Origin of the sequence: Caballeronia sp. BR00000012568055 (assembly GCF_029439455.1) — a bacterium.
GTDB lineage: Bacteria > Pseudomonadota > Gammaproteobacteria > Burkholderiales > Burkholderiaceae > Caballeronia.
Window position 1 is genome coordinate 1 of record NZ_JAQFVG010000251.1, and the last position, 24,615, is coordinate 24,615.

20 protein-coding genes and 1 pseudogene are annotated in these 24,615 nt (G+C 61.5%); 6 read left to right on the plus strand and 15 right to left on the minus strand.

Annotated features, from left to right (window positions below; all coding sequences use genetic code 11):
• Positions 1-311 precede the first annotated feature (311 nt).
• The 5 genes and pseudogenes from P7F28_RS14435 to P7F28_RS14455 all read right to left on the minus strand — a co-directional run bounded on the left by P7F28_RS14435 (position 312) and on the right by P7F28_RS14455 (position 5,537).
• Positions 312-1,751 (minus strand): efflux transporter outer membrane subunit, encoded by a 1,440-nt coding sequence (locus P7F28_RS14435; RefSeq protein WP_277185203.1) that lies wholly within the window; start codon positions 1,749-1,751, stop codon positions 312-314.
• Positions 1,748-2,701: an HlyD family secretion protein gene (locus P7F28_RS14440; protein WP_277185204.1), complete on the minus strand. Its 954-nt coding sequence runs from the start codon at positions 2,699-2,701 to the stop codon at positions 1,748-1,750. The genes P7F28_RS14435 and P7F28_RS14440 overlap by 4 nt, the downstream gene beginning before the upstream one ends.
• The gene (locus tag P7F28_RS14445; RefSeq protein WP_277185205.1) at positions 2,698-2,907 is read right to left on the minus strand and encodes a DUF1656 domain-containing protein; all 210 of its coding nucleotides are present in this window, start codon (positions 2,905-2,907) and stop codon (positions 2,698-2,700) included. The genes P7F28_RS14440 and P7F28_RS14445 overlap by 4 nt, the downstream gene beginning before the upstream one ends.
• Positions 2,908-2,941: 34 nt before the next feature.
• Positions 2,942-5,071, minus strand: coding sequence for an FUSC family protein (locus P7F28_RS14450; protein WP_277185206.1), 2,130 nt, complete (start codon positions 5,069-5,071; stop codon positions 2,942-2,944).
• Positions 5,072-5,075: 4 nt separating this feature from the next.
• Positions 5,076-5,537, minus strand: a pseudogene (locus tag P7F28_RS14455) (MarR family winged helix-turn-helix transcriptional regulator).
• A gap of 138 nt (positions 5,538-5,675) precedes the next feature.
• Between P7F28_RS14455 and ampC the strand changes: the two are divergent.
• Both ampC and P7F28_RS14465 read left to right on the plus strand, forming a co-directional pair.
• Complete coding sequence (ampC, locus tag P7F28_RS14460) at positions 5,676-6,824, plus strand: class C beta-lactamase (RefSeq protein WP_277185207.1); 1,149 nt, start codon at positions 5,676-5,678, stop codon at positions 6,822-6,824.
• A 33-nt stretch (positions 6,825-6,857) separates the two neighbouring features.
• On the plus strand, positions 6,858-7,787 hold the full coding sequence (locus tag P7F28_RS14465) for a Gfo/Idh/MocA family protein (RefSeq protein ID WP_277185208.1): 930 nt from the start codon (positions 6,858-6,860) through the stop codon (positions 7,785-7,787).
• Here P7F28_RS14465 and P7F28_RS14470 read toward each other — a convergent pair.
• Entirely contained in the window at positions 7,784-8,833 is a 1,050-nt protein-coding gene (locus P7F28_RS14470) for a LacI family DNA-binding transcriptional regulator (protein WP_277185209.1), read from the minus strand. The genes P7F28_RS14465 and P7F28_RS14470 overlap by 4 nt on opposite strands.
• 230 nt (positions 8,834-9,063) lie before the next feature.
• Here P7F28_RS14470 and P7F28_RS14475 point away from each other — a divergent pair, with 230 nt between their 5' ends.
• Entirely contained in the window at positions 9,064-10,227 is a 1,164-nt protein-coding gene (locus P7F28_RS14475) for a mandelate racemase/muconate lactonizing enzyme family protein (protein WP_277185210.1), read from the plus strand.
• A gap of 39 nt (positions 10,228-10,266) precedes the next feature.
• Here the strand turns inward: P7F28_RS14475 and P7F28_RS14480 are convergent, their stop codons facing one another.
• Positions 10,267-11,943, minus strand: a complete 1,677-nt coding sequence (locus tag P7F28_RS14480) for an NAD-dependent malic enzyme (RefSeq protein WP_277185211.1) — start codon at positions 11,941-11,943, stop codon at positions 10,267-10,269.
• A gap of 71 nt (positions 11,944-12,014) precedes the next feature.
• Between P7F28_RS14480 and P7F28_RS14485 the strand changes: the two genes are divergently transcribed.
• The gene (locus P7F28_RS14485; RefSeq protein WP_277185212.1) at positions 12,015-12,926 is read left to right on the plus strand and encodes an AEC family transporter; all 912 of its coding nucleotides are present in this window, start codon (positions 12,015-12,017) and stop codon (positions 12,924-12,926) included.
• On the opposite strand, the gene aroQ is transcribed toward P7F28_RS14485, so the two are convergent.
• Together aroQ and P7F28_RS14495 are read right to left on the minus strand one after the other, a co-directional pair.
• On the minus strand, positions 12,923-13,363 hold the full coding sequence (aroQ, locus tag P7F28_RS14490) for a type II 3-dehydroquinate dehydratase (RefSeq protein WP_277185213.1): 441 nt from the start codon (positions 13,361-13,363) through the stop codon (positions 12,923-12,925). The genes P7F28_RS14485 and aroQ overlap by 4 nt on opposite strands.
• A gap of 21 nt (positions 13,364-13,384) precedes the next feature.
• Positions 13,385-14,437 carry a Gfo/Idh/MocA family protein gene (locus tag P7F28_RS14495; protein ID WP_277185214.1) on the minus strand — a complete coding sequence of 351 codons (1,053 nt, stop codon included), beginning with the start codon at positions 14,435-14,437 and terminating at the stop codon, positions 13,385-13,387.
• Positions 14,438-14,487: 50 nt separating this feature from the next.
• Between P7F28_RS14495 and P7F28_RS14500 the strand changes: the two genes are divergently transcribed.
• Positions 14,488-15,456 carry a LysR substrate-binding domain-containing protein gene (locus P7F28_RS14500; protein ID WP_277185215.1) on the plus strand — a complete coding sequence of 323 codons (969 nt, stop codon included), beginning with the start codon at positions 14,488-14,490 and terminating at the stop codon, positions 15,454-15,456.
• Between the two features lie 4 nt (positions 15,457-15,460).
• Here P7F28_RS14500 and P7F28_RS14505 read toward each other — a convergent pair whose 3' ends face one another.
• Genes P7F28_RS14505 through P7F28_RS14525 form a run of 5 tightly spaced genes read right to left on the minus strand, consistent with a single transcriptional unit; the run spans position 15,461 to position 20,758 of the window.
• A complete protein-coding gene (locus P7F28_RS14505) occupies positions 15,461-15,952 on the minus strand; it encodes a GNAT family N-acetyltransferase (RefSeq protein ID WP_277185216.1) in 492 nt (163 codons plus the stop codon).
• Positions 15,953-15,993: 41 nt separating this feature from the next.
• Positions 15,994-16,938 (minus strand): spore coat U domain-containing protein, encoded by a 945-nt coding sequence (locus P7F28_RS14510; protein ID WP_277185217.1) that lies wholly within the window; start codon positions 16,936-16,938, stop codon positions 15,994-15,996.
• The gene (locus tag P7F28_RS14515) at positions 16,935-19,442 is read right to left on the minus strand and encodes a fimbria/pilus outer membrane usher protein (RefSeq protein WP_277185218.1); all 2,508 of its coding nucleotides are present in this window, start codon (positions 19,440-19,442) and stop codon (positions 16,935-16,937) included. Before P7F28_RS14515 ends, P7F28_RS14510 begins: the two co-directional genes overlap by 4 nt.
• A gap of 6 nt (positions 19,443-19,448) precedes the next feature.
• The gene (locus tag P7F28_RS14520) at positions 19,449-20,219 is read right to left on the minus strand and encodes a molecular chaperone (RefSeq protein WP_277185219.1); all 771 of its coding nucleotides are present in this window, start codon (positions 20,217-20,219) and stop codon (positions 19,449-19,451) included.
• Between the two features lie 11 nt (positions 20,220-20,230).
• Positions 20,231-20,758 carry a spore coat U domain-containing protein gene (locus P7F28_RS14525; RefSeq protein WP_370467323.1) on the minus strand — a complete coding sequence of 176 codons (528 nt, stop codon included), beginning with the start codon at positions 20,756-20,758 and terminating at the stop codon, positions 20,231-20,233.
• Positions 20,759-21,065: 307 nt separating this feature from the next.
• Between P7F28_RS14525 and P7F28_RS14530 the strand changes: the two genes are divergently transcribed.
• Positions 21,066-22,016, plus strand: coding sequence for a transporter (locus P7F28_RS14530; protein WP_277185220.1), 951 nt, complete (start codon positions 21,066-21,068; stop codon positions 22,014-22,016).
• 18 nt (positions 22,017-22,034) lie between these two features.
• Here the strand turns inward: P7F28_RS14530 and P7F28_RS14535 are convergent, their stop codons facing one another.
• Positions 22,035-24,578 carry a fused MFS/spermidine synthase gene (locus P7F28_RS14535; protein ID WP_370467324.1) on the minus strand — a complete coding sequence of 848 codons (2,544 nt, stop codon included), beginning with the start codon at positions 24,576-24,578 and terminating at the stop codon, positions 22,035-22,037.
• Positions 24,579-24,615: the final 37 nt, after the last annotated feature.

The following is a 24,615-nucleotide window of genomic DNA, read 5'->3' on the forward strand; positions in this document are numbered from 1 at the left end:
ATAGACCCCTACGGCGATGGCGCGTGAGCGCCGAACACGCCGCGCGGATGAGCGCGTGCCGCTTGGTTAAGGAAATAGAGGTGCTTAAATGGCGCGTACCGAGCACTTGACAGGCCGGGCAGGCCTCCGTGGCGGCGGGCTATTGTTACCGAGAGAAACCATTAATCCACTTGCCGTATCAAGAGGCAGTGTCCGGTTGAAAAAGCTGCTTTCTTTGGTGACTTTCTTTGCAGCAGCAAAGAAAGTTACCCCCCCGCCGGGGAGGCGGCTACTGCATAACCAGCAAGACAAAGCCAGCAGCAAAAAAAACCTCACCGACCGCCGTCATCCCGCTCCCACCCACCGCCTAACGCCAGAAACAAATTCACCTGATCCTGCGCAACCTGCCCTTCAGCCGCGGCAACCTGAGCCGCAACCCCAGTCAGCGTCCTGGTCGCATCAAGATCAGCGACAAAAGACTCCCGCCCAGCGGAATAAAGCCGATGTGTCTCATCCGCCGATTCAACCGCCGATTGATAAGCCGTCCGTAAAGCATCCGCACGCGTCGTATCGCCCGCGTAAGTGGCGAGATTGCTCTGAGTCTCGCGCAAGGCATTGAGCACCACAGCATCGAAATGAGCCAGCGCACCGCTGGAAGCCGCTTCCGCCTGAATCACGCGCGCGCGCTGTCCGTTGATCGGAAAGCTCCAGCTGATCAAAGGCCCGAACGCCCAGCGATTCGTATTCGCGCCGAACAAATCCTCCGCCACGCCCACCGATTCCACCGACGCTCCCAGACTCACCGATGGATACAAGGCCGCCGTCGCCACGCCAATGCGCGCCGTCGATGCCGCCAGTTGCCGCTCGGCCTGCCGCACGTCGGGACGGCGCTGGAGCAGGGCCGCGCCATCGCCGACGGGAATCGGCTGACGCAGCTTCGGCAGCTTCTTGCACGCGAGCGCTTCGGGCGGCAAAGCCGACACCGGACGCGCCAGCAATTGCGACAGCCGATACCGCGCCACCCGCTGACGCGCGATAAAACGCGGAATATCGGCAGCGAGCGTATCGGCCTGAGTTTGTCCGCGCGTCACTTCGGACACGTTGCCGCGTCCCGCGCTCTGCAATCGGCGTGACAGCACCACGCGCTGCTTCTGCAAGGACAGCGAACGCCGCGCAATCTCCAGTTCTTCAGATGCCGAACATGATTCGACATACGCCCGCACGACATCGGCGACGACCGTGATGCGCGCGAGGTCGCTCGCTGCCTCGACGGCGTCGTCATCGGCTTTGGCCGCTTCGACGCCGCGCCGCAGCTTGCCGAACAGATCGAGTTCATAGGAAACGCTCAGATCGAGCGCGCCTTCGTTCACGACCGGCAGTTTCTCTGTCAACAAATACTGTTCCGCCGATTCCTGCGCCCGCTGGAACGCCGCCGATGTCTTGCCCGAAAATCCTCCTTGCTGCTCCGCGAACGCGACTTCCGCGCGCGAGCGCGCGAGATTGGCCGCCGCCACGCGCAAATCCGCGTTCGAGACGAGCGCTTCATCGACCAACTTATCGACGACCGGATCGTCGTACAGACGCCACCATTTGACGGGCACGGCGCCTTGAGTGACGGGCGCATCGCTTGCGCCGTCGATGGCGCCGTTGGTGTACGAGGCCTTCGCCGCCGCGCCATCGGGCATCGAATAGTTGGGGCCGACAGTCATACAGCCGTTCAGCGCCAGCAGCGAGCAGGCGGCAAGCGCTGCATTCAGACGCGTCATCTTCATTGCGATGCACCCGAAGCATGCGCCGCAACAGGCGAGGCAGGCGCAGTCGGCGTCGCAGGCACCGCATTCGTCTTACCCGCAGGTGTAATACCACGTACGGAAACGGTCGCCGTGCGTCCCGCGATCATGCGGAAATCGGCGGGGATTTCATCGAGCTGGACGCGCACGGGAATACGCTGCGCGAGCCGCACCCAACTGAAGGCCGGGTTCACGTTCGGCAAGAGCGTCGAACTTTGCTGACGGTCGCGATCCTCGATCGCCGCGACGATGCTCTGCACATGCCCGCGCAACAGACCCGGCTCGCCCATCACCTTGATATCCACCGGCTGACCGATATCGATACCGCCGAGCTTCGTCTCCTCGAAGTAACCATCGACGCGGAACGAGTGCATATCCACCACCGACAACACCGCGCGTCCCGCCGACACATATTCGCCCACACGCGGCGCGCGATCGTTCAGATAGCCATCGACGGGACTGACGATGGTCGTACGCTGCAAATTGAGTTTGGCGGTATCCACGGCGACTTGCGCATCGGCGATGGCGGCAGCGGCGGTCTCCACGCGCGAGTGCGTTTCTTCGACCACTTCACGCGCCACCAGATTGCCGAGCGCGCGATTGCGGGCATCTTCGCGGCGCGCCTGATCGAGCGTGGCCTGACGCGATTGCACCACCGCCTGCGCATTGCGCAGCGCCAGTTCGTAGCGCGCCTGATCGATCAGAAATAGCACCTGACCTTGCTTGACCTGCTGATTGTCCGACACCTCGACGCTGGTGATGAGGCCCGACACATCGGGTGCGACCTGAATGACATCGGCGCGCACGTGGCCGTCGCGCGTCCACGGCGCGAACAGGTAGTAATCGACCAGCTTCCACAACACGACCGCGGCGATGGCGACGACGATAAGCGTGAGCAGCACTTGCCCGACGGAGAACCAGGTTTTTTTCACGGAAAGAGCCGATGCGAGACGATGACGACAAGCCCCAGCACCATCACATAGATGCCGAGATCGAAAATGGAGCGATGCCACACGAAGCGATAAACACCCAGACGCGCGAGCACGGTGCGGATCGCCAGATTCAGCAAATAGGCGATGAACATCAGCACCAGCACGGCGGGTACGAACACGCCGAGAATGTCGATTTCACCGATCATGCCTGACGGTCCATGAAGAAAAGTTGAGTGAGCATCATGCCGGTTCCTGACGCGGCGCGCCGCCAGCGGTATCGGGTTGCGGCTGCGTGGCGGGCGGATGCAGCGACAAACGCATGCCGATCAGCGCGTGCAGCGTATCGCGCAGGTACTTTTCGCCGAGCGTGGGGGCTTGCGGTTGCGGGTTCGTGGCGTCGGCATCGCCGGGGCCTTCTGCGATGTTGCGGCGCGAGACCTGGCGCGCGGCGGTATCGATTGCATCGATCAGTTCGTGCGGCACCGGCTGACGCGTGCGCGCCGCGATGCAGTGTTCGAAGTAGCGGCGCACATCGCCGAGTACGTCTTCGATCGAGCGCTGCAAATCCGTCGGCAATTTGCGATGCGCGCGCCGCAAATCCAGCGCATTCAACGCGACGCGAAAGTCGCGAAAGCTTTCCACCGATGGGTGCTTGTTCGAGTCCGTCGCGGCCAGACGCGGCAGCAGTTGCATCAGCCGGTCGAGCATGCGCGAATAGAGATTGCGCTGATCCGCAATCGCGCCCGGAGACGCGCATACGACGATATCCGCCCACGCCGAACGCGTCAGCCGCGCGACGGCCAGTTCCGCGCCGAACGGCCGCGTCACCGTGGTCCAGATATAGGCGAACAAGAGCCCGGCGACGCCCGCGAGATTGCTGTTCACGAACACGAAGAAGTCGGCTTCGTAAGCGCTCTGAATGCTAATGAAAGTGGCCGTGTTGACAGCGGCAAGCATGGTCACGAGCGTGAATTGCGGGCGCGGAATCAGCGTGCCGATAATCAAAAACGGTCCCGCAAAAATGATCACCAGCATCGGGAAATCGTGGACGATCGGCAACACGACGAACACGTAGAGACCGGCGAGCATCACGCTCGCGCAGGTCGCGAGGAAAAACTTGAAAACCTGCGGCGCGGGGTCGTCGAGCGTGGCGAAGAAGCAGCATGAAACGGCCGCGAGCGTGACCGCGCCCGCGCCATCGTTCCAGCCGGATTCGATCCACAGCGCGCACGCGAAGATGATCGCGCCGACCGCGACCGCCGTGGAGAACAGCATCATGCCGAGGTCGAAAAAGCGCTCGGTGCCGCCCAGACGCCAGTGTTTGAAGCGCGGCTGCCAGACTTCCGTGTCGTGGAGAATGGCGGCGCGCAGCGAGCGGATGTCCTGCCAGACATCGACGACCTGCGCGAGCCGCCACAGCGCGTTCGAAAGCAGCGCGCCGTCGATGGTCGCGAGCGCGTCGGCCGATGGGCGCATCGCGAGGATGCGGTTGCGCAAGGTATCGGCGGTGCGCGTGTCGTCGGGTTCATCGGGCTTGGGCACCGGCAGACCGACCCATTTCGCCACGTCCTGCAGCAGCGGAACAAGACCTTCGGGCTGCGTGCCGCGTGTATCGATCAGTTCGATCAGGGGATCGGCAAGCGAGGAAATCAGCGGCAGGAATATCTGCATGCGGCCCTGCAAGGCACGCGCGCGGCGGATAGTGCCGGGCTGCGTGTGATCGTAGGTCAACTGGCTCAGAATCAGTTCCAGCCCGTTGACGGTCGCCGCCAGCCGCTGCCGCGCCGCCGAAATCGGTGCGCCCGCCAGATGTCCGGACAGCGTTTCGCTCGCATAGAAAGCGGCGTCGCGGAACCACGCATCGGTACGTTCGATCAGCGTGGGCGCGAGCCGGCTCGGAAACACCACGCTGCCGACAATGCTCGCCACCACGATGCCCAGCGTAATCTCTTCGGTCCGCGAAATCGCCAGATCGAACACGGCGGTCGGATTGGTCACGGCGGGCAGCGCGATCAGCGGCAGCGTGTAGCCCGCCAGCAGAAACACGTAGCTGCGCGCGGTGCGATCGAACATCGAAAGAAACAGCAGGGTGCCGGTCCAGAGCGCCACGGCCGCGCTGAAGATATAGGGCGATTCGACGAACGGCGGCACGATCAGCACCGCGCCCGCCGCGCCGATCATGGTGCCGAGCGCGCGATACAGCGCCTTCGAACGCGTCGCGCCGACGAACGGATTCGAGACGATATAGACGGTTGCCATCGCCCAGTAAGGACGCGGCAGTTCCAGCCATAGACCGATGTAGAGCGCGATCATTGCCGCCGCGAAGGTCTTCGCGGAGAACAGCCACTCGCGGGCGGAGGGAAAGTTCACGGCTTCAGTCGTCGATAGGTTTGGCGGGTTTGCTTTCGAGCGATGCGTTGAAGACGTTCAGCACCCGCAACGTCGTCTCCAGATCCTCACGGCTGACATCTTTCAGCAGACGCGCGCGCAGCGTGACCAGCCGCGCTTCCATGCGCGCGGTGACGGCGCGGCCTTCATCGGTGAGCGTGATGGTTTTGGCGCGGCGATCCTCGGGGTCTTCGTCGCGGCGCACCAGACCCGCCGCACACAACTGATCCAGCAAACGCACCAGCGACGGCCCTTCGATCCCGACATGCTAAGCCAGCGTCACCTGTCTAACCGCTTCGCCCAGCCGGTTGGCCGTGAGCAGCGGCACGGCGCACGCCTCCGACACACCGTACGACGCCAGCACCCCATGACTGGTGCGGCGCCAGCGGCGCGCGGCCAGCACGAGCGTGCTGCTGACGGAGCGGCGAAGAATATCGAGATAGGGCATGGGGCGCGATTATAGCGACTGTTTAATTCGTTAGCATCCTATCTAACCAAAATTTCTCGTGAAGAAATCGTGTCGGGCGAGGGGAATAGAATCGCGGTTCGCGCAATCGTCGCGCAATCGTTTAAGGAACCCGGAGCTATGAAATTATTGATGGCGGCGGCACTGCTGATCGTTTCAGGTGCGGCAGCGGCGCAGGACGAAGTCAAACCCATCGTCGATCAAACCATTCAGCCGTTGATGCAGAAAAACGCGATCGCGGGCATGGCGGTCGGCGTGGTGGTGCAGGGCAAGGCTTATGTGTACGACTACGGGCTGGCATCGAAGGAAGGCAGGAAGTCCGTTACGCGCGATACCTTGTTCGAACTCGGCTCGGTCAGCAAGACGCTGACGGTCACGCTGGCGTCGTATGCGCGCGAGCAGGGCGCGCTTTCTCTGAGCGATCCCGTCAGCAAGTTCCTGCCGACGCTCAAAGGCAGCCCGTTCGGCGACGATGTCACGTTGCTCAATCTCGGCACGCACACGCCCGGCGGTTTGCCGCTGCAAGTGCCCGACGAAATCCACGATAACGCCGAACTGCTGACCTGGTTCAAGGCATGGCAGCCGCCGCATCCGCCGGGCTCGGTGCGCACGTATTCGAATCCGGGCATCGGCACCTTGGGTCTGGTGACCGCGAAAGCCATGCACGCCGATTACGATTCGCTGATGCAGCAGCGCGTTTTCCCTGCGCTCGGCATGAAGAACAGCTTTATGCACGTGCCCGCCGCGCGCGAACGCGATTACGCACAAGGCTATACGAAGGATGAGAAGCCGATCCGCATGAAGCCGGGCGTGCTGGCATCCGAAGCGTATGGCGTGCGATCGACGGCATCGGATATGACACGCTTTTTGCAGGCCAATATGAACGATGCAAGCGGTATTGCCGCGCCGTGGCAACGCGCGATCGACGCTACGCACACGGGCTATTTCAACGTCGGACCGATGACGCAGGATTTGATCTGGGAACAGTACGCGTACCCGGTGAAGCTGGACGCCTTGCTCGAAGGCAACGGCAATTCCATGATCCTCGATGCGAAGCCGGTCACGCGTATCGATCCGCCGCAAGCGCCGCGTGAGGATGTGTGGATCAACAAGACCGGATCGACGAATGGCTTCGGCACGTATATCGCGTTTGTGCCGGCAAAGCATGTGGGTATCGTGATGCTGGCGAACAAGAATTATCCAAATAGTGAGCGCGTGCAGGCCGCGTATGCGATCTTGGAAGCGTTGATGCTACGCTTGAAGCCCTGAGCTTTTTGACCCGACCACATAGCGGGATTCCTCATGAAACAAGCCATCAAACTCGCGGTTGTCGGTATCGGCAAGATCGCGCGCGATCAGCATTTGCCTGCGATTGCCGCGCAGCCCGGCTTCGAACTCGTCGCGTGTGCGAGCCGTAACGCGAGCGTCGAAGGCGTGCGCAATTACAGCGATATCGATGCCTTGCTTTCCGCCGAACCCGACGTGCAGGCCATTTCGCTGTGCGCGCCGCCCCAAGTGCGCTATGCACAAGCGCTCGCCGCGTTGGATGCGGGCAAGCACGTCATGCTCGAAAAGCCGCCCGGCGCGAGCGTGAGCGAAGTGAAGGCGCTGCACGAGATCGCACGGGCGCGTGGCGTGTCCTTGTTTGCGACGTGGCATTCGCGTGAATCGAATGCGGTGGCGCCGGCGCGTGAATGGCTGGCATCGAAGGCCATCAAGAGCGTGGAAGTGCGCTGGAAGGAAGACGTGCGGCGCTGGCATCCGGGACAACAATGGATCTGGGAAGCGGGCGGCCTCGGTGTGTTCGATCCGGGCATCAACGCCTTGTCCATCGTGACGCGCATTCTGCCGAACGAGATCGCGTTGCGCGGCGCGGTGCTTACCGTGCCGAGCGATACGGAAACGCCAATTGCCGCCGAACTGGATTGCATCGATACGAGCGGCGCGCCGGTGCGGGCGTTCTTCGACTGGCGTCACGGGCCGGTCGAAGAATGGGCGATCGATGTCGATACCGACGCGGGCCGGTTGTCGATTCGCGAAGGCGGCAAGCGCTTGTCGATCGACGGTGAAGAAACGGCGCTGGGTGCGGAGCGTGAGTATCCGGCGCTGTATGAACGCTTTCACGCGCTGATCGAATCGAAACAGGACGATGTCGATGTGCGCCCGTTGCAGATCGTCGCGGATGCGTTTTTGATGGGGAAGCGGGTGGAGACGGAGGCGTTTGGGCGTTAAGTACTCTGCCGCTCAACAATACTAAACCCCGTATCGATGCGCACCGCCTTCACGGGCGCATCGCTTTCCGCAGCGTTGAACCGCTCCAAAAGCGCGCGCGCCGCTTCGGTCCCGATCCGCGCGCCATCGATCCGCACCGTCGATAACGCCGGATAAACATGCGCCGCCGTGCTGAGATCGCCGAAGCCCATCACGGCGATATCGCGCGGCACCGCGACACCGCGACTCGCCGCTTCCGCCAGCACGCCTTGCGCGAGCGTATCCGAACTGCACACCACGATCTGCGGCTTTGTCGCGTGAGCAGCATCGAGAATCCGACTCAATCCTTCGCGTCCCGCCTGCAACGTAGCAGGCGCAGGCAGCACCTCGAACACCGGCTTCGCCGCCCGATGCTTCGCCAACTCGCGTTTCAGACTTTCGCATCGCCGCAAACCGCGCGGATCGTCCACGGACACGATGCCGAACGTCTCATAGCCCTTGTCCAGCAGATGCCGCGCGACTTGCCTGCCCACTTCCTCGTGTGAGAACCCGATCACCATATCGATCGGCTTATCCGTCAGGTCCCAAATCTCGACCACGGGAATTCGCGCCTTCGTCAGCCGTTCGATAGTCGCGGGACTATGACTCGTCCCCGCCAGCACGATCCCGTCCGGCCGCCGCCCGAGAATCGCCTCGACCAGCGCTTCTTCCTTCTCGCGCGAGTAACCGGTCAGCCCGAGCAAAGTCTGATAGTTCGATGACGTCAGTCCGTCCATCAAGGCCTGCACCGTATCCGAAAAAATCGAATTGGCGATGGTCGGCAGAAGGATCGCGACCAAACGGCTTTTGCTGCTCGCTAAACCTCCGGCCAATAGATTCGGCACATAACCCGTCGCGCGCACGGCTTCGAGAACCTTGCGCTGCGTATCGCTTTTGACGAGTTCGGGGCGGTTCAATGCGCGCGACACGGTCATTGGCGCGACGCCCGCTACGCGCGCGACATCGATCAGCGTGACGCTTTCGCCGCCGGGTGGAATCACAATCGGTTTTTCGTTTTTCTTCGCCATGTCGTTCGATACGGATACACGCTGTTCCACGCGATTAGACCATGAACCCACGGCCCGTCACGCTGGATGCGGGCATCAGTGTAAACCATGATGATTGCGCAATCATTTTCGCTTGGAATGATTGCGCAATCATTTTATGATCGGGGTATCGAATGAAAGGGTGAACCTGGCGGCGTGGGAATGCAGCGCGCCGTCGCATCGAATGTGATTTCCGCAAAGGAGAGATGTTCATGAGCATGGCTAACAATCTTGCAGCAGCGACGCCGTCGATCGATCAGATCAAGTGGGTGCGTGTAGCATCGACGTTTCTGCCGCTCGCCAATCCGATCAGCGATGCCAAAGTGCTCACCGGCCGTCAAAAGCCGATGACGGAAATCGCGATTCTGTTTGTCGAACTCGAAACGGCGGACGGGCATCGCGGACTCGGTTTCAGCTATTCGAAGCGTGCGGGCGGGCCGGGCCAATTCGCGCATGCGAAAGAGATTGCGCCGGTGCTGATCGGCGAAGATCCGAGCGATATCGCGCGTCTGTGGGACAAACTGGCGTGGGCGGGGGCATCGGTGGGGCGCAGTGGCATGGCCGCGCAAGCCATCGGCGCGTTCGATGTCGCGTTGTGGGATTTGAAGGCCAAACGCGCGAATCTGTCGCTGGCCAAGCTGATCGGCGCGCAACGCGATTCGGTGCGCTGCTACAACACATCGGGCGGCTTCCTGCACACGCCGCTGGATCAACTGCTGGTGAATACGGATGCGTCGCGCGAAAAGGGTATCGGCGGGATCAAGCTGAAGGTGGGCCAGCCGGATTGCGCGCTCGACATTCATCGCGTGCAGACCGTGCGCAAGCATCTCGGCGATGCCTTCCCGCTGATGGTCGATGCAAACCAGCAGTGGGATCGACCGACCGCGCAGCGCATGTGCCGCACCTTCGAGCAGTTCAATCTCATCTGGATCGAAGAGCCGCTCGATTGCTACGATGCCGAAGGTCACGCCGCACTCGCCGCACAATTCGATACGCCGATCGCCACGGGTGAAATGCTGACCAGCGTGTCCGAGCATTGGGAGTTCATCCGCCAGCGCGGCGCGGATTATCTGATGCCGGATGCACCGCGCGTCGGTGGGATTACGCCGTTTTTGAAGGTAGCGACGCTGGCGGATCACGCGGGTTTGATGCTCGCGCCGCACTTCGCGATGGAACTGCATGTGCATCTTGCCGCGTGTTACTCGCGTGAACCTTGGGTCGAGCACTTCGAATGGCTCGAACCGTTGTTCAACGAGCGGCTTGAGACGAAGAACGGCCGCATGATCGTGCCGACGCGGCCGGGGCTGGGTCTGACGTTGAGCGAGCGCGTGAAGGAGTGGACGGCGCAGGAAGTGGAGGTCGGAACGCGCGCGTAAGCAGCGTAGCGGCTCCGTTTTGAAACGGAGCCGCTCCCCTCAATACTTCGGCGTATAAGCCGCCTGCTTAATATGCTCCACCAGATTCGCGGGCCTTTCCACGCGCGCGAACCCATGATCGAAGATATATTCCGCTACCGATGCCGCCACGTGCATCGACGCTTCGAAAATCCGGCTTTGCGGCGGATAGATCAAACCCTTCTCAAGACTCTCATCGCTGACCTGTTCCGCGACCGCCTTCGCCGCGATGATGAACATCTCCTCCGTCACGCGCGTCGATTCTGTCGCGAACACAGCCATGCCCATCGCAGGGAAAATATAGACATTGTTGCCCTGACCCGGCACGAACGTGCGTCCTTCGATTTCCACTGGCCCGAACGGACTGCCGCTTGCGAAGATCGCCTGACCCTTCGACCACCGATACGCCTCTTCCGCCGTGCATTCCGAACGCGATGTCGGATTGGAATAAGGAAAGATGATCGGCCTTTCGTTCAACTCACTCATCGCTTCGATCACCGGTTGACTAAAGAGCTTAGGCACTGTACTTACGCCGATAATCCCAGTCGGTTTTAACGCACGCACCGCATCGACGAAAGTATCGATAGGCGCGTGATCCATCGCGAAGACCTTCTGAAAATCCGCCAGATCGGTGCGTGAATTCACCATCAATCCATTCACATCGAACAGCATGTTTTGCTTGCGCGCGCTGTCGATATCCATGCCTTCGAGTGCCATCGCCTGGCTGATCAATTCGGCGATGCCCGTCGCTGCCGATCCGCCGCCGAGAAACAAGAAGCGCTGATCGGTGAGCTTTTGCTTAGAGATGCGAAGCGCTGCATAGATGCCCGCAAGTGCGACGGCGGCGGTGCCTTGAATATCGTCGTTATAGGTGCAGACTTTATCCTTGTAGCGCGCAAGCAAAGGCACCGCGTTGAAGTTCGCGAAGTCTTCCCATTGGATGCAGCACTTTGGATAAATCTCCTGCACGGCGCTGACGAATTCATCGACGAAGGCGTGATAGTCGTCGCCACGTACGCGTTCATGCCGCGAGCCAAGATACAAGGGATCATCGAGCAAGGTGGCATTGTTGGTGCCGACATCCAGCGTGATGGGCAGGCAGTGCATCGGCGGCACGCCTGCACATGTTGTATAAAGCGCGAGTTTGCCGATGGGAATGCCCATGCCGCCGACGCCGAGATCGCCCAGACCGAGAATGCGCTCGCCATCCGTCACCACGATAAATCGCACATCCGGCTCGGGCCAGTTGCGCAGAATATCCTTCACGCGGCCGCGCGCGCTGATCGGAATATACAAGCCGCGCGTGGCCCGGAAAACGTGATCGAATTTCTGACACGCTTCACCGACTGTCGGCGTATAAACAATCGGCATATACGTCGCCGGATCGGACATCAATAAGGCATAAAAAAGGGTTTCAGTACGCGCCTGAAGATCGGAGAGAAAGAGGTATTTTTGAAGGTCGTTGTCGAGCTGTTCGAGTTGCGCATGCGTGCGCGCGACCTGAAGTTCGAGCGTGCTTACACCCGGCGGCAACAAACCTTCCAGCCGATACTGCTCGCGCTCCGCCTGCGTGAACGCGGAACCATGATTGAGCCGCGGATTGCGGAGGATGTCATAGCCGTGGGCTTGCGTGGACATGTGCGTGCTCCTCGTGACGTTGAGCGTGAAATGACATTGAAAAGCGCCATCGCTCGTCATAGTGTAGACATGCTTAGCGATCGAGTCAGCGAAGATGCCACGTATAAGTCTGAGAAAAGGAGATCATCGTTATGCAGCTAGCCGGCACGATCCTTCCGATCTTTGCGATCATCCTCACCGGATGGCTGGCGGGCGCATACGGCTATATTCCGCGCGAACTGTCGGGACCGTTGATGCGCTTCGCGTATTACGTCGCCATGCCCGCGCTGGTGTTTTTGACTATCGCCGATGAGCGGCTTCGCGCCTTGCTCGACTGGCGTTTTATCGCCGCGTTCGGCGGTGGATCGATGCTGTGTTTCGTGGCGATGATGCTGTTCGCGCGCGTCGCAAGAGGCGCGAATCTGCGCACGAGCGCAATGCTCGCGGCGGCGGTATCGATGACCAATACGGGCTTCGTCGCGCTGCCGATATTGAAGACGCTATACGGTCAGCCCGGCGTGTTGGCCGCTGCGATCGCGACGGTGTTCGTCGGCGCGATCATGTTTCCGGTACTGGTGATTCTGCTCGAAATGGATCGCGGCGAGTCGGCGCGCTTCGCGGTCGTCGCGCGGCAGATCGCGACCAATCCCGTCATTCTGGCGACTATCGGCGGGTTGATCTGGTCTTTGATCGGACTGAAGTTGTACGGGCCGTTTGCATCGTTTTTGTCGATACTCGGCGAAGGATTGACGCCGTGCGCGTTATTCGCAATCGGACTCGAACTCACGGTGAAAGAGTTGCGCAAAGGCATGACGTTCTATGCGGTGCTGACCGCATTGAAACTGCTCGTCATGCCGTTGATCGTCTACGCGTTATGTCTTGCGTGCCGGCTCGATCACACGGCGACGATTGCCGCCGTGGTGTGCGCCGCCGTGCCGACTGCAAAGAGCGCCTATGTGCTCGCCGTCGAATACGATGTCGAGAAACAGGTCGTCGGCGCGGTTATATCGATGAGCACGCTGTTCTCCGTGCTTACTTTGCTGGCGTGGTTGTATGTGCTTTAGCGCGCTTTCGCTGCCGATACCGCCGCACGCAACGCCAGCAAATAACTATCGACACCGAAGCCGCATATCTGCCCGTTCACCACTTCGGCAAACACGGAGTGATGCCGAAACGCTTCCCGCGCGTGAATATTCGACATATGCACTTCGACGATCGGCACGGTCATAATGGCGAGCGCATCGCGGATGCCGTAGCTGTAGTGCGTCCACGCGCCGGCGTTGATTAGCACGGCATCGACGCCATCGGTAAAGGCTTGGTGGATGCGTTCGCACATCTCGCCTTCGTGATTCGTCTGAAAGCTATCGACCTCGGCATTGAGTTCGCGGCCGAGCGCCTTGAGTTTGTCGTCGATTTCAGCGAGCGTGATGGTGCCGTATTGCGCAGGATCGCGCTTGCCGAACATATTGTGATTGACGCCGTGAAGCATGAGTACGTTCATTTGATTAGTGTCCCTATCTATTTAGTCGCGCGGCAATTCGACGACGGTGCCATGCGTGGCCGCCGTCACGATGGCTTCGGTCACGAGCAAGTTTCTGAGTCCATCGCGCGCAGATACCAACGGCTTCACTTCGCCGCGCGCGACCGCACCGAAGTGCTCCATCTGATGTTTGATCGGATCGTCCCGCACCATGCCGACGATGCCCGTTTCGAAGGGTTTCCACCATGAGCGGTCTTCATCGCGTGCATAGGTTTTCAGGCGCATAGTTGGGATTGCCAGGCTTCCGTTGGTTCCGGCGACGAGATAGCAATCTTCATCGTCGTAAGTGGGATAAGCCTTGTTTTCCTGCGATGTCTGCTCCCAGCTGCGCGCGCTCGCCGCCGTATCCGAGAGCAGGAAGGTGCCGAGCACGCCGTTCTCGAAGCGTAAATTGATGGCGACGGTATCTTCCACCGCGAAGCCGCGCGTTTCGTGCGATTTGAACGCCTGCACCGCGACGATATCGCCGCACATCATGCGCAGGTTGTGGACCTCGTGAATCATGTTCAGCAGAATCGGACCAGCGCCGATTTCACGACGCCACGGGGCATCGGCGAAATAGTGGTCGGGCTTCAGGAACATGGCCGTGCCGGTGACCGCGACCAGCCGCCCGAGCACGCCGGATTCGACCACCTGACGCGCTTTCGCCATGATCGGGCTGTGCGCGCGATGATGGCCGATCAGCACCGCCACGCCTGCATCGTCAACCGCGCGCACGAGGGATTGCGCTTCCGCCACGGTCGGCGCGATGGGCTTTTCGAGCAGCATCGGTACGTGTGCTTCGAGCGCTTGCATCGCGTGCGGCACGTGAAGCTGATTCGGCGTTGCCAGCACGATGCCATCGGGCTTGTCCTTCGCGAACAATTCGTCGAGCGTGGCGTGCAGCGGCACATTGGCTTGTTCCGCCAGCGCTTTCGCGGCGGGCGAAGGATCGACGATAGCCGACAGCGCGCGCGTGCCGCTTTGCTGAATTGCGCCGATATGCGCCTGTCCGATATAACCCGCGCCCGCCACCGCGATGCGTGTCTTGCTCATGCCTGTCTCCGTTATATGAATCGCAATGACGCACAGAATAAAGTCAACCGATGCGCTTACAATGCGTGCATCCTTCACTTCACTCATTCCAAATCGTGAATAATGATTGGGATCTCATCGACCTGAAAGTGTTCTGCGAAGTGGCGCGGCGCTCGAGTTTCGTGGCGGCGGCCACCGAACTCGGCATTTCACCGGCGTACGTCAGCAAGCGCGTGGCGGATCTGGAAAAGGCGCTCGGCGTGACGCTGTTTCATCGCACCACGCGGCGCGTGCGCATCAGCGATTCGGGCGAGGCGGCGTATGCGTGGGCGCGCAAGGTGCTCGAAGCGGTGGACGGACTGAACGACAGCGTCGCGCATACGGAGACGCGTCTGACGGGCGAGTTGCGCATCAGTTCGAGTCTGCGGCTGGGCCGCAATCATTTGTCGCCGATTCTCGCGGAACTGCATCGCGCGCATCCGGACCTTGAAATCTGGCTGGAATTGATGGATCGGCGTGTCGATCTGTTGGCGGAAGGCTTCGATATCGATATCCGAATGGGCGAAGTGTCGGAGCCGCATCTGGTGACGCATCTTGTGGTGGAGAACGCGCGCGTGCTGTGCGCCGCGCCGGAATATCTCGCCAAACGCGGCACGCCGAAGACGATTGCTGAACTCGCCGGGCACGATTGTCTGCTTTACCGCGAGCGGCATCAGACGTTCGGTGTGTGGCGTTTGCAAGGGCCGCAGGGAATCGAAGCGGTGAAGGTGACCGGGCCGATCGGCTCGAATCACAGCGATATCGTGAGCAATTGGGCGCTGGCGGGGCACGGCATCATTCTGCTCAATGGTTGGGATGTCGCGCCCGCGCTCAAGTCGGGGAGATTGCAGCGCGTGTTGCCGGAGTATCGGCAGGAGGCGAATGTGTGGGCGGTGACGGCGGCGCGCTTGCAGACATCGCCCAAGCTGAGGACGTGTACGAACTTTATTATGAAGCGGTTGAGGAAGGGGCCGTTTGCGTTGGATACGTCGGTGGGGTGAGCGCTCAGAAGCGCTTCGTCATCAGCAGCGAATCGAAATAAATCCCGTCGATTTTCAGTGCTCTTGGCTCTGTCGCGTACACGCTGAAACCCACCGCTTCGTATAGCCGGATCGCTGCGGCGTTATCCGGCGAACAGTGAAGCGTGAGTTCTTCGACACGCGTTTTCGCATAGTCGATTATCTCAAGGACCAGCGCCGCCGCCAGCCCCGTTCCGCGCGCGACAGGGCGCACATACATGCCCCAGAGCGTGCCCTTGTGCTTCATCTTCGCGCCTGTCGGCACCATCAGCCCGGCCACGCCTGCAAGCGATCCATTGTCGAGAAACGCGCCGAACACGGCATGATCGATCACGCGCGCGCGAAACCACGCGTCGGGCTGCGCGCGTTCGTCTTCGTAATCGGCACCGAATGCGGACGGGTGAAGCTGCAATCCTTCGAGCCGGATTTCGCGGAAGGCGTGAGTATCAACTTCGGTCAGGCGGCGAATGGAAGGCATGACGTATGAGCGACGATAAATGACTCATCTTACCGACACGCTCAAAACGTCACCGTCGCAATCACCGTATCGCTATAACTTCCCGGTGGCGGCGTGACCTGCGGCAACACGCGCGCATAGACCGGAATCGTCTGCGCCGATCCGTTGCCCGTGCCGCTTACCGTCGTCGTTCCAGACGTTCCATCGCCCCACGGCGTCGAATAACTCGATGTCGTATATAACCCGTACGCGATCTGTTCCGTTCCGCCAGTGCGCGTCATATTGCGCGTCGCGCCGCCCGACAGCGATATTGTGTAAGCCGCCGTATTCGTACATGTCACCGTCACGCCACCCGCTGCGCTCAGCGTCGTCTTGAGCAAACCCTGCGTGCCGAAGTCGATATTCGCCGCGTAAATCGAACAATCGTTGACCACGCTCGCCGTCACCGGAAACGAAAACGATCCCGTCAGCAGCGGAATCGCGAGGCAGTCCAACAGCGTTCCCGTCGATACCGTCGTCTGCAATCCAATTGCCGCCGATGCCCCGAACGATGCGCTATAACTGCCCGGCACCGCGCCCGTCTGCGGACTCATCAGCTTCCCGTACACGGTGACGGTCGTATCGATCTTGCCCGCCGTCACCGGTAAATCGAACGCCGCCGCCGGAAAACCCGCAGGCGCGAGCGTGCTTCCGACGATATTGGTGCCAGCCGAATCGGTATAAAGGTTGTACTGCAAAGTATTTGTGCCGCTCGTCATATAGCGAGGTGAGTAACTCGTCTGCCCGACGCCCGGCCCGATGCTGATGCACACGCGCGCCTTCGCAAGCAATCCTGTGCATTTGATCGCGATGGTCCCCGACACCGTCGCCGCCGTGCTGATCGGGCTGAACGAGCCGAACGCCAGCCCCGTCGATGTCGCTGAACAAAGCTGCGCATGTGCATTATTCGCGGCAAATCCGCCGCAAATCAGAATCACGAGCAAAAGCACACGGCGCAGCAGATTCATCGTGTCACCTTCGTGCAGACGTAGGGGCCGAGCGTATCGAGCGCATTGCCGGCGGCGGGTTCGAACGCGACGTCCAGCTGACATGCGCCGCTGCCGTCCGCGCCGTTCCATTGCGCTAGCAGATGATTATGCGGCTTGAGATCATCGATGAAGGTCAGGCCGTCGTAGCCGATCATGTATTGCTTGCCGGTTTCCGTGACGGTCGCGTGCGCGCCGGGCGCGAGCGGACGGCCTTTTTCATCGACGAGACGCAGTTGTGCGCCGCTGTAATTCTGAATCATAAAACGCGCCAGCACGCCTGCGCGCGCCTGCGGCGTCACGTTCAGGCTGGTCGAACTGATCGACGTGGTCGCGGGCAGACCGAGCGGATCGATCGACAGATGGTTCGAATCGTAAGGCAGCAGGTTCGGCACGAGCAAGTGACCCGAACCGTTCGTCATGCCAATCAATCGGTTCTCGTGCAGCACGGGCACGTTCGGCATGCCGTTGGTATCCACCACCGCAAAAGCCTCGTCGATACGCCTTCCCGCCAGCACATCGCCCGCCATCAGCACGATCGAACCGGAGCCGTCGAGTTCCGTCGATGTATGGCCGCGATTCTGATACACCGAGCCGATCAGGTCGCCGTAGCGGCTGCGATACGTGCCTTGCGCGAGACCAATGGTGTTCTGATCCTGCTGCCCGCCTTGCACCTGCCAGCCGAAGCCGCCGTCATAATCGGGCGTGCGGGTGAGCGAGGCGTTGGCCATCGGCGAATGATGATCGAAACCGCCCGAGACGCTTGCATTGATATTGCCGCCGATCGGCATGCTCAGTGCTACGAACAATCCCGTATTTTTGGTCGTGCCGAAATCGCGATAAAGACTCGTCGAAAGCGCAACGCTGCCGCCGATCGTCGATGAATACGACAGCGAGCCGATGCGTGAATGTCCGGTGTAGTCGTCATCGACGCCGACGTAGGTGACGCTGATCGAAGCGGGCATATCGCCGAGCTTGATCGGCGTGGCGATAGTCGCGCGTTCGGTATTGCGCGGCACGGGCGTGCCTTCGCTGGACGCGAGATCGCCGTAACGGGACGTCGCGTGCTGAACCTGCATATCGACCGATAACGCCGGCGCGCGATATTGCCAGCCCGCCGTGAATTGCGCGCCGGTGCCGGAAACGGTCGTCAGTTGCGGCTGCACGAGCGTGCCGTCGGCGTCGTAGTAGCCGGTGACGGGCGCGCTCACCTTGCCCGTGCTCGCCGCCGCCGACACATTCACCACGCCGAACGCGCCCGCGCGAATCAACGTGCCCGCGCCGAGGTTGACGATGCCGCGCGTCGCTTCCATATGCGCCTCGACGGTCAGCAACTGCCACACGCCGCGCCTGAGCGATCCTGAAAGCGACGGCTCGCTCGTATAGTTCATCGATTCCAGCCCGTAGGAGCGGCGCACGAAGCCCGCTTCCATCGAAAAATCCGTCAGGCCGGGGGCGAGCAGGCGCGAGTCCATGTAGAGCGGCACGGTGGTCATCACGTTGCGGCCGAGCGCATCGCGCGTGACGATGGTGGCTTCGCCTGCGCCCGTCACGGCCGGCACCGCGTTGATGACGAACGGGCCGGACGCGGTGTTGCCGCTGTATTGACGCACGTTGTTCACGTAGAGATCCACAGCGGTCGGCACTGCGGCCGAGCCGCCCAGCAAGGGCACCGGATACGTGACGAGATCCGGCCGCAGCGAGAAATCGCGCGACACTTGCACGCCGCCCATGCGCACCGGACGCGTCCACGAAAGCGAAGAACTGATCGTGTCGCCCACGCGCGTGGTGACCATGGTGTCGGGATCGGAATGCCGCCATGAAGTATCGAGGCGCGTGTAACCCATGCGCGCGCCGTATCGGTAAGCGGTGCCGGTATTGCTGAACGTGCCGCCCGGATAAAAGAAGCGTTCCTCGCTAAACAGACCGAAGCGCGACTGATCCTGCGGCTGCACGGTAAACTCGTAGTTGATGAGCGCGCCGGTCGCGGTGGACGTCACCTTGCGGCGCTGCGTGATATCGCCGAGCGTGGCGGGCACGCGGCTCGCATCGCTCACCTGAATATCGATCCGCTGCTGTTCCGGCCGATACACATACGACAGCCCCGCAATCGTCGCCAGCGCCACGCGGCCTTGTGCATCGGCGGGCGCGGTGCCGCTGAGAATGCCCACTTCGGCCAGCTCCTCGGAACGCGCATAGAACGCGCCGCCGATCATCTCGAACTGCGCCACCTGTTCCGTCGATACCCCGTTGATCACCACTTCGAGATACAGCGCGCCATCGCGCGTGGCGCTCGCCGTCCCCGGAACCGCCGATGCCGCTGGCACCGCCCACGCCGCATGCACGGCGAAGGCCAGCGTCGCGCCGGCCGCGAGCGCAGCAGGCCAACGATTGCGCAAAGGCGCACGCAAACCCGCGCACGATCGTTTGCTCGGCTGGGCGCGCGCGGTCCTCCGTCCGCACACGGCTGGGTCCCGGAGTTTCACGACGGCTTACTTCGACGACACCACGAGCTTGCTGTCCAGCGACACCTGCGCGGTCACCGGCGTGCCGTTGACGATCGCATGGACGGTGGCGTTGCCCGCGTTGCCAGAAACGCTCGCCGCATCGCCGACGGGCCACTGACGCGTGGCGTGAGCCAGCGCGTAACCAAGCAGGCCGGGCGCGAGTTCCGTGCTGTGGCCATCGGCCCATTCGATCCGCACCTGGCTCAATTGCGCATGCGCCGTATCCCCGTTTGATGCGCGCAGCATCAAGCGCCCCGGCACGTTTTTGCCATCCGCGCCGGCCACGCGCTGCAGCGAGAAATCGACCTTCGGCGTGGCGCTGGCGGGCGCGCCCGCGAACACAGGCACCGAATAGCGCAACTGCATGCGCACGCCGGAAGTACGCGCGGTTTCGGCCTGCGGAATTTCATCGACCAACAGGCGATACGTCTCTTCGCCCTGCGGCGCGTCGCGGCTCGTGCGCAGAATCCGCACGGTCTGATCGCCGCCTGCCGGAATCGTGATGATCGGCGGGCTGGCGACGATGCGCTGCGCTTCGTCGAGATGATCCTCGTCGAGCGTCTGCGACCAGCCGAACACGCGGACCTGCGCGGTGATCGGCTGATCGCCGCGATTGTGCAGCTTCATGACCGCTGCGGGCTGCTCCGCCGACAGATCGACGCGGATCGGCGAGACCTGGAGCGAGCCTGCGTGCGCGTGCATCGCAAGGAACAAGGGCGCTACGGCCGCAAGACGTTTGAAACGAGAGATAGACATCGCCTGAGTCCTCAGAAGGTCACGGTCGCCGTAATGGTCGATGAGTACGCGCCCGCGGCCGGAGCCGTTTGCGTCGGTACGCGGCCATACACGGTGAGGGCTTGCGCGGAACCGTTGCCGGTGCCGGACAGCGTGTCGGTGCCGACCGTGTTGCCCCAGTTCTGCGAACGTGCCGAGTCGCGATAGAGGCCAAAGTTGACGGTGTTCGAACCCGAGCCGCCGAGCAGACGCGTGCCGATGGCCGAGCCTGTTACGGAGCCCTGATCGAGTCCGACGTTGTACGCCGTGCCCTGGCTGCACGTGACGGCGAGACTGGTCGATTGATCGATGTTCGAGGTGATGAGGCCGGTTGTACCGAAATCGAGCGAATTGGCGGTGATCGAGCAATCCGCCTGAATGGTCAGCGACACCGTGAAAGTGGTCGTTTTCGGACTGGCGGCATCGGCCAGAAGGGGTGCTGCACCGGCGAGCGCGAGCGCCATGCCGGTCACAGCGACGCGCGGTCCGACGCGTCGCTTTCTCTCAGTCAAGGTCCGCATTTTTCTCTCCGAATATGCGTGTATTGGTGTTTGAAGGGATGTGGAAAAAGCCCGCTTGAGCCCGTTTAGTCCGCTTCAAACACCATAACGGCAGTCGGAAATAAATTCTTTAGCAGTCTGATGATTAATTTTTTTCAGTAAAAGTGACTGCTTAAACGTTTGGTTTTTGCGGATGCTTATGACCGGCGGCGCGCTTTACAACGCGGGGGAATTCCAATATTGCTGATTCGGCCTCGGCCTTTCACGCTTGGCCCTACGGGCAGCGGCGGGCGGTTTCGGGGCGATTCCCGGATCGAGAGGTGAAGCCATGAAGATTCGTCGGATAGCCATCGCGGTGGCGCTCGCGGGCGCTTGTTGCACCCAACCGGTATTTGCGACCGAAGGCGGGCTCGGGCGGCCGGTGGCGGGAACGAGCGTGCTGTCGGGTGTCGGCGTGGTGCCGCCGGAAGAAGTGTGGATCGCGAGCATCGAGGAGTTGTATCTGGATGGCTCGATTTCCGGCAGCAGGCAGGTGCCGGTGGGCGGGCGGTCATCGATCGGGCTGAACGGGGAGGTCGCTTTTACGCTGGCCACGCTGGTCAGAACATGGGGCAACTTCGGCGGCTGGAGTCTGGCCTCGGGTTTTACGCTGCCGTATGTGTGGGAACTGGCGCGCGGCACGTTCGCGGTAGGACAGCGAACCGCAACGACGAGCGACCGCGCATCGAATCTATACGACCTGTACTTCACGCCGATTCTGGCGGGCTGGCATTTTTCGCAGACCGACCATATCGCGCTGAGCTTCAACATCTGGGCGCCGACGGGCAATTACGAAGCGGGCGCGCTGGCCAATCCGAGTCTGAACACATGGACCTTCGTGCCGCAAATTGCGTACACGCATCTGATGCCGAAATACGGACTCGAATTCGATGCGGTGATGGGTTTTCAGTTCTACACGCGAAATTCGGCGACGAACTATCAGAACGCACCGTTATTCACGCTCGATGTGATGGGACTCAAGAAGTTCGCCAATGGCTGGGGCGCGGGTATCGTGATGGGAACCGTGCAGCAGCTTGGTAAAGATACCGGGCCGATTCCGGATCGGCTCGATGGCTTCGTCGGCCACGACTTTACTGTCGGCCCGATTCTGACGTATGGGATGAAAGTGGCCGGGAAAGCGCCGCTGTCGATGAGTATCCGATGGGTGCCTTCGGTCACGAGCACGAATCGGTTGAGCAGTACGAAGACGTTTTTGGCGACGGCGACGTTGGTGTTTTGAAGCGCGGGCGGAGACAGTTCAATTGCCTGCGCCCAACACCCATCGATAATAAGGATTACTATGATCCTCCGTCAACACGTCCTGAATCTCCCGCGCCCAGCCGTTCCGATCGCCCCGATACGCATCCAACCCGGCCCGATAGAACGCATGCAGCGTGGCGCGTTCGTTACGCATCGCATCGGCAAAAGCGGCATCTGCGTTCGATAAAACCGGCTCGCTTTGCAAGGCCATCAAATGCGCAAACGCCGATGCAAACTCCATCGAATTCACCCAGGGCGCATATTCGATACGCGGATCGTCGTCCGTCACGGGCAACGCATCGGCTGCGTAGTAGGCGAGCGCCGGCCCGTCCGCGACCCAGTTCGCCAGCAACGCTTCCGGCGATGCAATTCCCACTTCGCGCAACGCGCGCGCCACCTCCGGCACCGCGAATCGCGCGCGGACCTTCGCGACATCCAGCGTCAAAGGCGCATTCGATCCAACCAACATCATCTCGTGAAATTCGGTGGTCCACAGCGCCGCATACGGAAACACGCGCACGAAGCTCTGAATCAGCGAACGCGTCTGCGCTTCGTTCTGCGTCGCGAGCGGCAGCCATTGCGCGACGATTCCGCCCGGGTTCAAGCGCTTTGCCGCCAGCGTATAAAAATCGGTCGAATATAGATTGACGACGCCCGCAGCCGAGGGCGGCGGCGGTTCCAGCGTAATCATGTCGTAGCGTTCATCGCGTGCGAGCAGATCACGCCGTCCATCGGTGATGCGGATATCGATGCGCGGGTCCGCACTCACGCCATCGTTGCCATCGAAGCGCGAGGACGCGCGCACGACTGCCGGCAGCAACTCAGCTACCGCGCGCTTCTGCAAATCCGGCCACGTCAGCAGCGCGCCCGCCGTGATGCCCGTGCCCATGCCGATCACCAGCGCGGAACGCGGCGTGCCGTTGTGCACGATCAGCGGCGCGAGCGCCTGCAAACGCATGTAGCGCAGCGACGTCATTGCATCGCCGGAATTGGACACGCCTTGAATATAGAGGCGGCGAAAACGTTGCGCGTCGCTGCCTTGCTCAAGCACCGCGACCGTGCCACCCGCATTTTCTTCGTAGTACACAAGTGTTCCGTGATGCGCTTGCGCGAGCAACATACCGAGCCGATTCGCAGGCGTGAACAGCAAGAATATCGCTGTCAACACAGCCACGCACACGCAGGCAACGATGCCTGTTTTCTGCGGCTCGCGTCCCGACAAAGCCGCCGACAAGCCGACGAAACTTCCCGCTACGGCAAGTACGCCGAGTGCGCGAATCAAGCCGAGCGAAGGCACCAGCACGAAGCCAGCGAACAGCGTCCCGGCAATGCCGCCCGCCGTGTTCCATGCCACCACGCGTCCCACATCCGCGCCCAAAGCGGAAGAAGCCGTATGTTGTTTCGATTCGCGATCGCACGCCATGCGCAAGGCAAACGGAAACGCCGCGCCGAGCAGCACGGTCGGTACGAGCACGATCGCGCAGGCAGCGACAAAAAAGCCCGCGCACATAGATGCAAGCAGATTGCCGCTCATCGACAACACGAACGCGGCGGCATGCTGTTGAGCGAGCGCGAGCCAGTCGCCCGCACACGCGACGCCCGCAAACGCCACCAGTCCCGCCGATGCGATCAGCACGCCGAACACGCTCCACGCGTCGCGGACGCGATCGACGAATCGCGAGGCCAGCGCGCTGCCGATTGCCAGGCCGAGAAGATACGTTGCCAGCACGATCGAAAATGCGAAGCTGCGCGTGCTGATGAACTGTCCGATCGCCTGCGACCAGATTACTTCGTATCCCAAAGCAATGCCGCCTGCCGCTGCATAGAGCGCAACAGCGGATCGCACGTTCGCACCTTCAGCAATCGCATGGCCACGACCAAACGAAGCCTTTCGCATGATTCCAAGCGCGAAGGCGCAGAGTGCCGCCAGCGCATTCAGCGCCGCCGCAAACAAGCCACTGCCTTGCACGCCAAACGCGGGGATCAGCGCGAACGCGGGCAAGAGCGCGCCGAGAATCGCACCGGCCGTATTCGCGGCATAAAGCTTTGCGCCCGCGCCGCCGATCTGCGATCGCGCGGGCCCGATCACGCGCATCAAAACGGGTAAGGTGCCGCCCATTGCAATCGCCGGAATGCCGACGAGCGCAAACGGCAAGAGCCACGCAAGCACGCCCGCATGCGTCTGCATCGCATCGAAAAGCGCTGCACAGCGCGCCAACGCCAGCGTCGCGCCGATGCCCGTCACGAGCGTCAGCGCTTCCAGCGCGGCATACAGCAACAAGGGCCGCGCCGTGCGATCCGCAAGCTTGCCGAACAGCCATCCACCCAACGCAAGCCCTGCAAAAAAGGCGCTAATCGCAATACTTACCGCCTGCACTTCGACGCCCACCACGAGCGTCAACTGCTTCACCCAAATCACCTGATACACCAGCGACGCGCAACCCGACGCAATCAGCAACAACGCAGGCAATACGATGGAACGGCCCGCAACATAAGACGATTCGGCGTGACGTGCTTTCATATCGGCAGTGAGCGGCTTCATCGCAAACGGTCCCTCCTGTTGCAGAAAAACCCGCTGC

Excerpts from the sequence above, each read along its gene's own strand:
- P7F28_RS14435 (WP_277185203.1), bottom strand. The coding sequence starts at position 1,751 with ATGAAGATGACGCGTCTGAATGCAGCGCTTGCCGCCTGCTCGCTGCTG.
- P7F28_RS14445 (WP_277185205.1), bottom strand. The coding sequence starts at position 2,907 with ATGATCGGTGAAATCGACATTCTCGGCGTGTTCGTACCCGCCGTGCTG.
- ampC (WP_277185207.1), top strand. The coding sequence starts at position 5,676 with ATGAAATTATTGATGGCGGCGGCACTGCTGATCGTTTCAGGTGCGGCA.
- P7F28_RS14465 (WP_277185208.1), top strand. The coding sequence starts at position 6,858 with ATGAAACAAGCCATCAAACTCGCGGTTGTCGGTATCGGCAAGATCGCG.
- P7F28_RS14470 (WP_277185209.1), bottom strand. The coding sequence starts at position 8,833 with ATGGCGAAGAAAAACGAAAAACCGATTGTGATTCCACCCGGCGGCGAA.
- P7F28_RS14475 (WP_277185210.1), top strand. The coding sequence starts at position 9,064 with ATGAGCATGGCTAACAATCTTGCAGCAGCGACGCCGTCGATCGATCAG.
- P7F28_RS14480 (WP_277185211.1), bottom strand. The coding sequence starts at position 11,943 with ATGACGAGCGATGGCGCTTTTCAATGTCATTTCACGCTCAACGTCACG.
- P7F28_RS14485 (WP_277185212.1), top strand. The coding sequence starts at position 12,015 with ATGCAGCTAGCCGGCACGATCCTTCCGATCTTTGCGATCATCCTCACC.
- aroQ (WP_277185213.1), bottom strand. The coding sequence starts at position 13,363 with ATGAACGTACTCATGCTTCACGGCGTCAATCACAATATGTTCGGCAAG.
- P7F28_RS14495 (WP_277185214.1), bottom strand. The coding sequence starts at position 14,437 with ATGAGCAAGACACGCATCGCGGTGGCGGGCGCGGGTTATATCGGACAG.
- P7F28_RS14500 (WP_277185215.1), top strand. The coding sequence starts at position 14,488 with ATGCGCTTACAATGCGTGCATCCTTCACTTCACTCATTCCAAATCGTG.
- P7F28_RS14505 (WP_277185216.1), bottom strand. The coding sequence starts at position 15,952 with ATGCCTTCCATTCGCCGCCTGACCGAAGTTGATACTCACGCCTTCCGC.
- P7F28_RS14510 (WP_277185217.1), bottom strand. The coding sequence starts at position 16,938 with ATGAATCTGCTGCGCCGTGTGCTTTTGCTCGTGATTCTGATTTGCGGC.
- P7F28_RS14520 (WP_277185219.1), bottom strand. The coding sequence starts at position 20,219 with ATGTCTATCTCTCGTTTCAAACGTCTTGCGGCCGTAGCGCCCTTGTTC.
- P7F28_RS14525 (WP_370467323.1), bottom strand. The coding sequence starts at position 20,758 with ATGCGGACCTTGACTGAGAGAAAGCGACGCGTCGGACCGCGCGTCGCT.
- P7F28_RS14530 (WP_277185220.1), top strand. The coding sequence starts at position 21,066 with ATGAAGATTCGTCGGATAGCCATCGCGGTGGCGCTCGCGGGCGCTTGT.
- P7F28_RS14535 (WP_370467324.1), bottom strand. The coding sequence starts at position 24,578 with ATGAAGCCGCTCACTGCCGATATGAAAGCACGTCACGCCGAATCGTCT.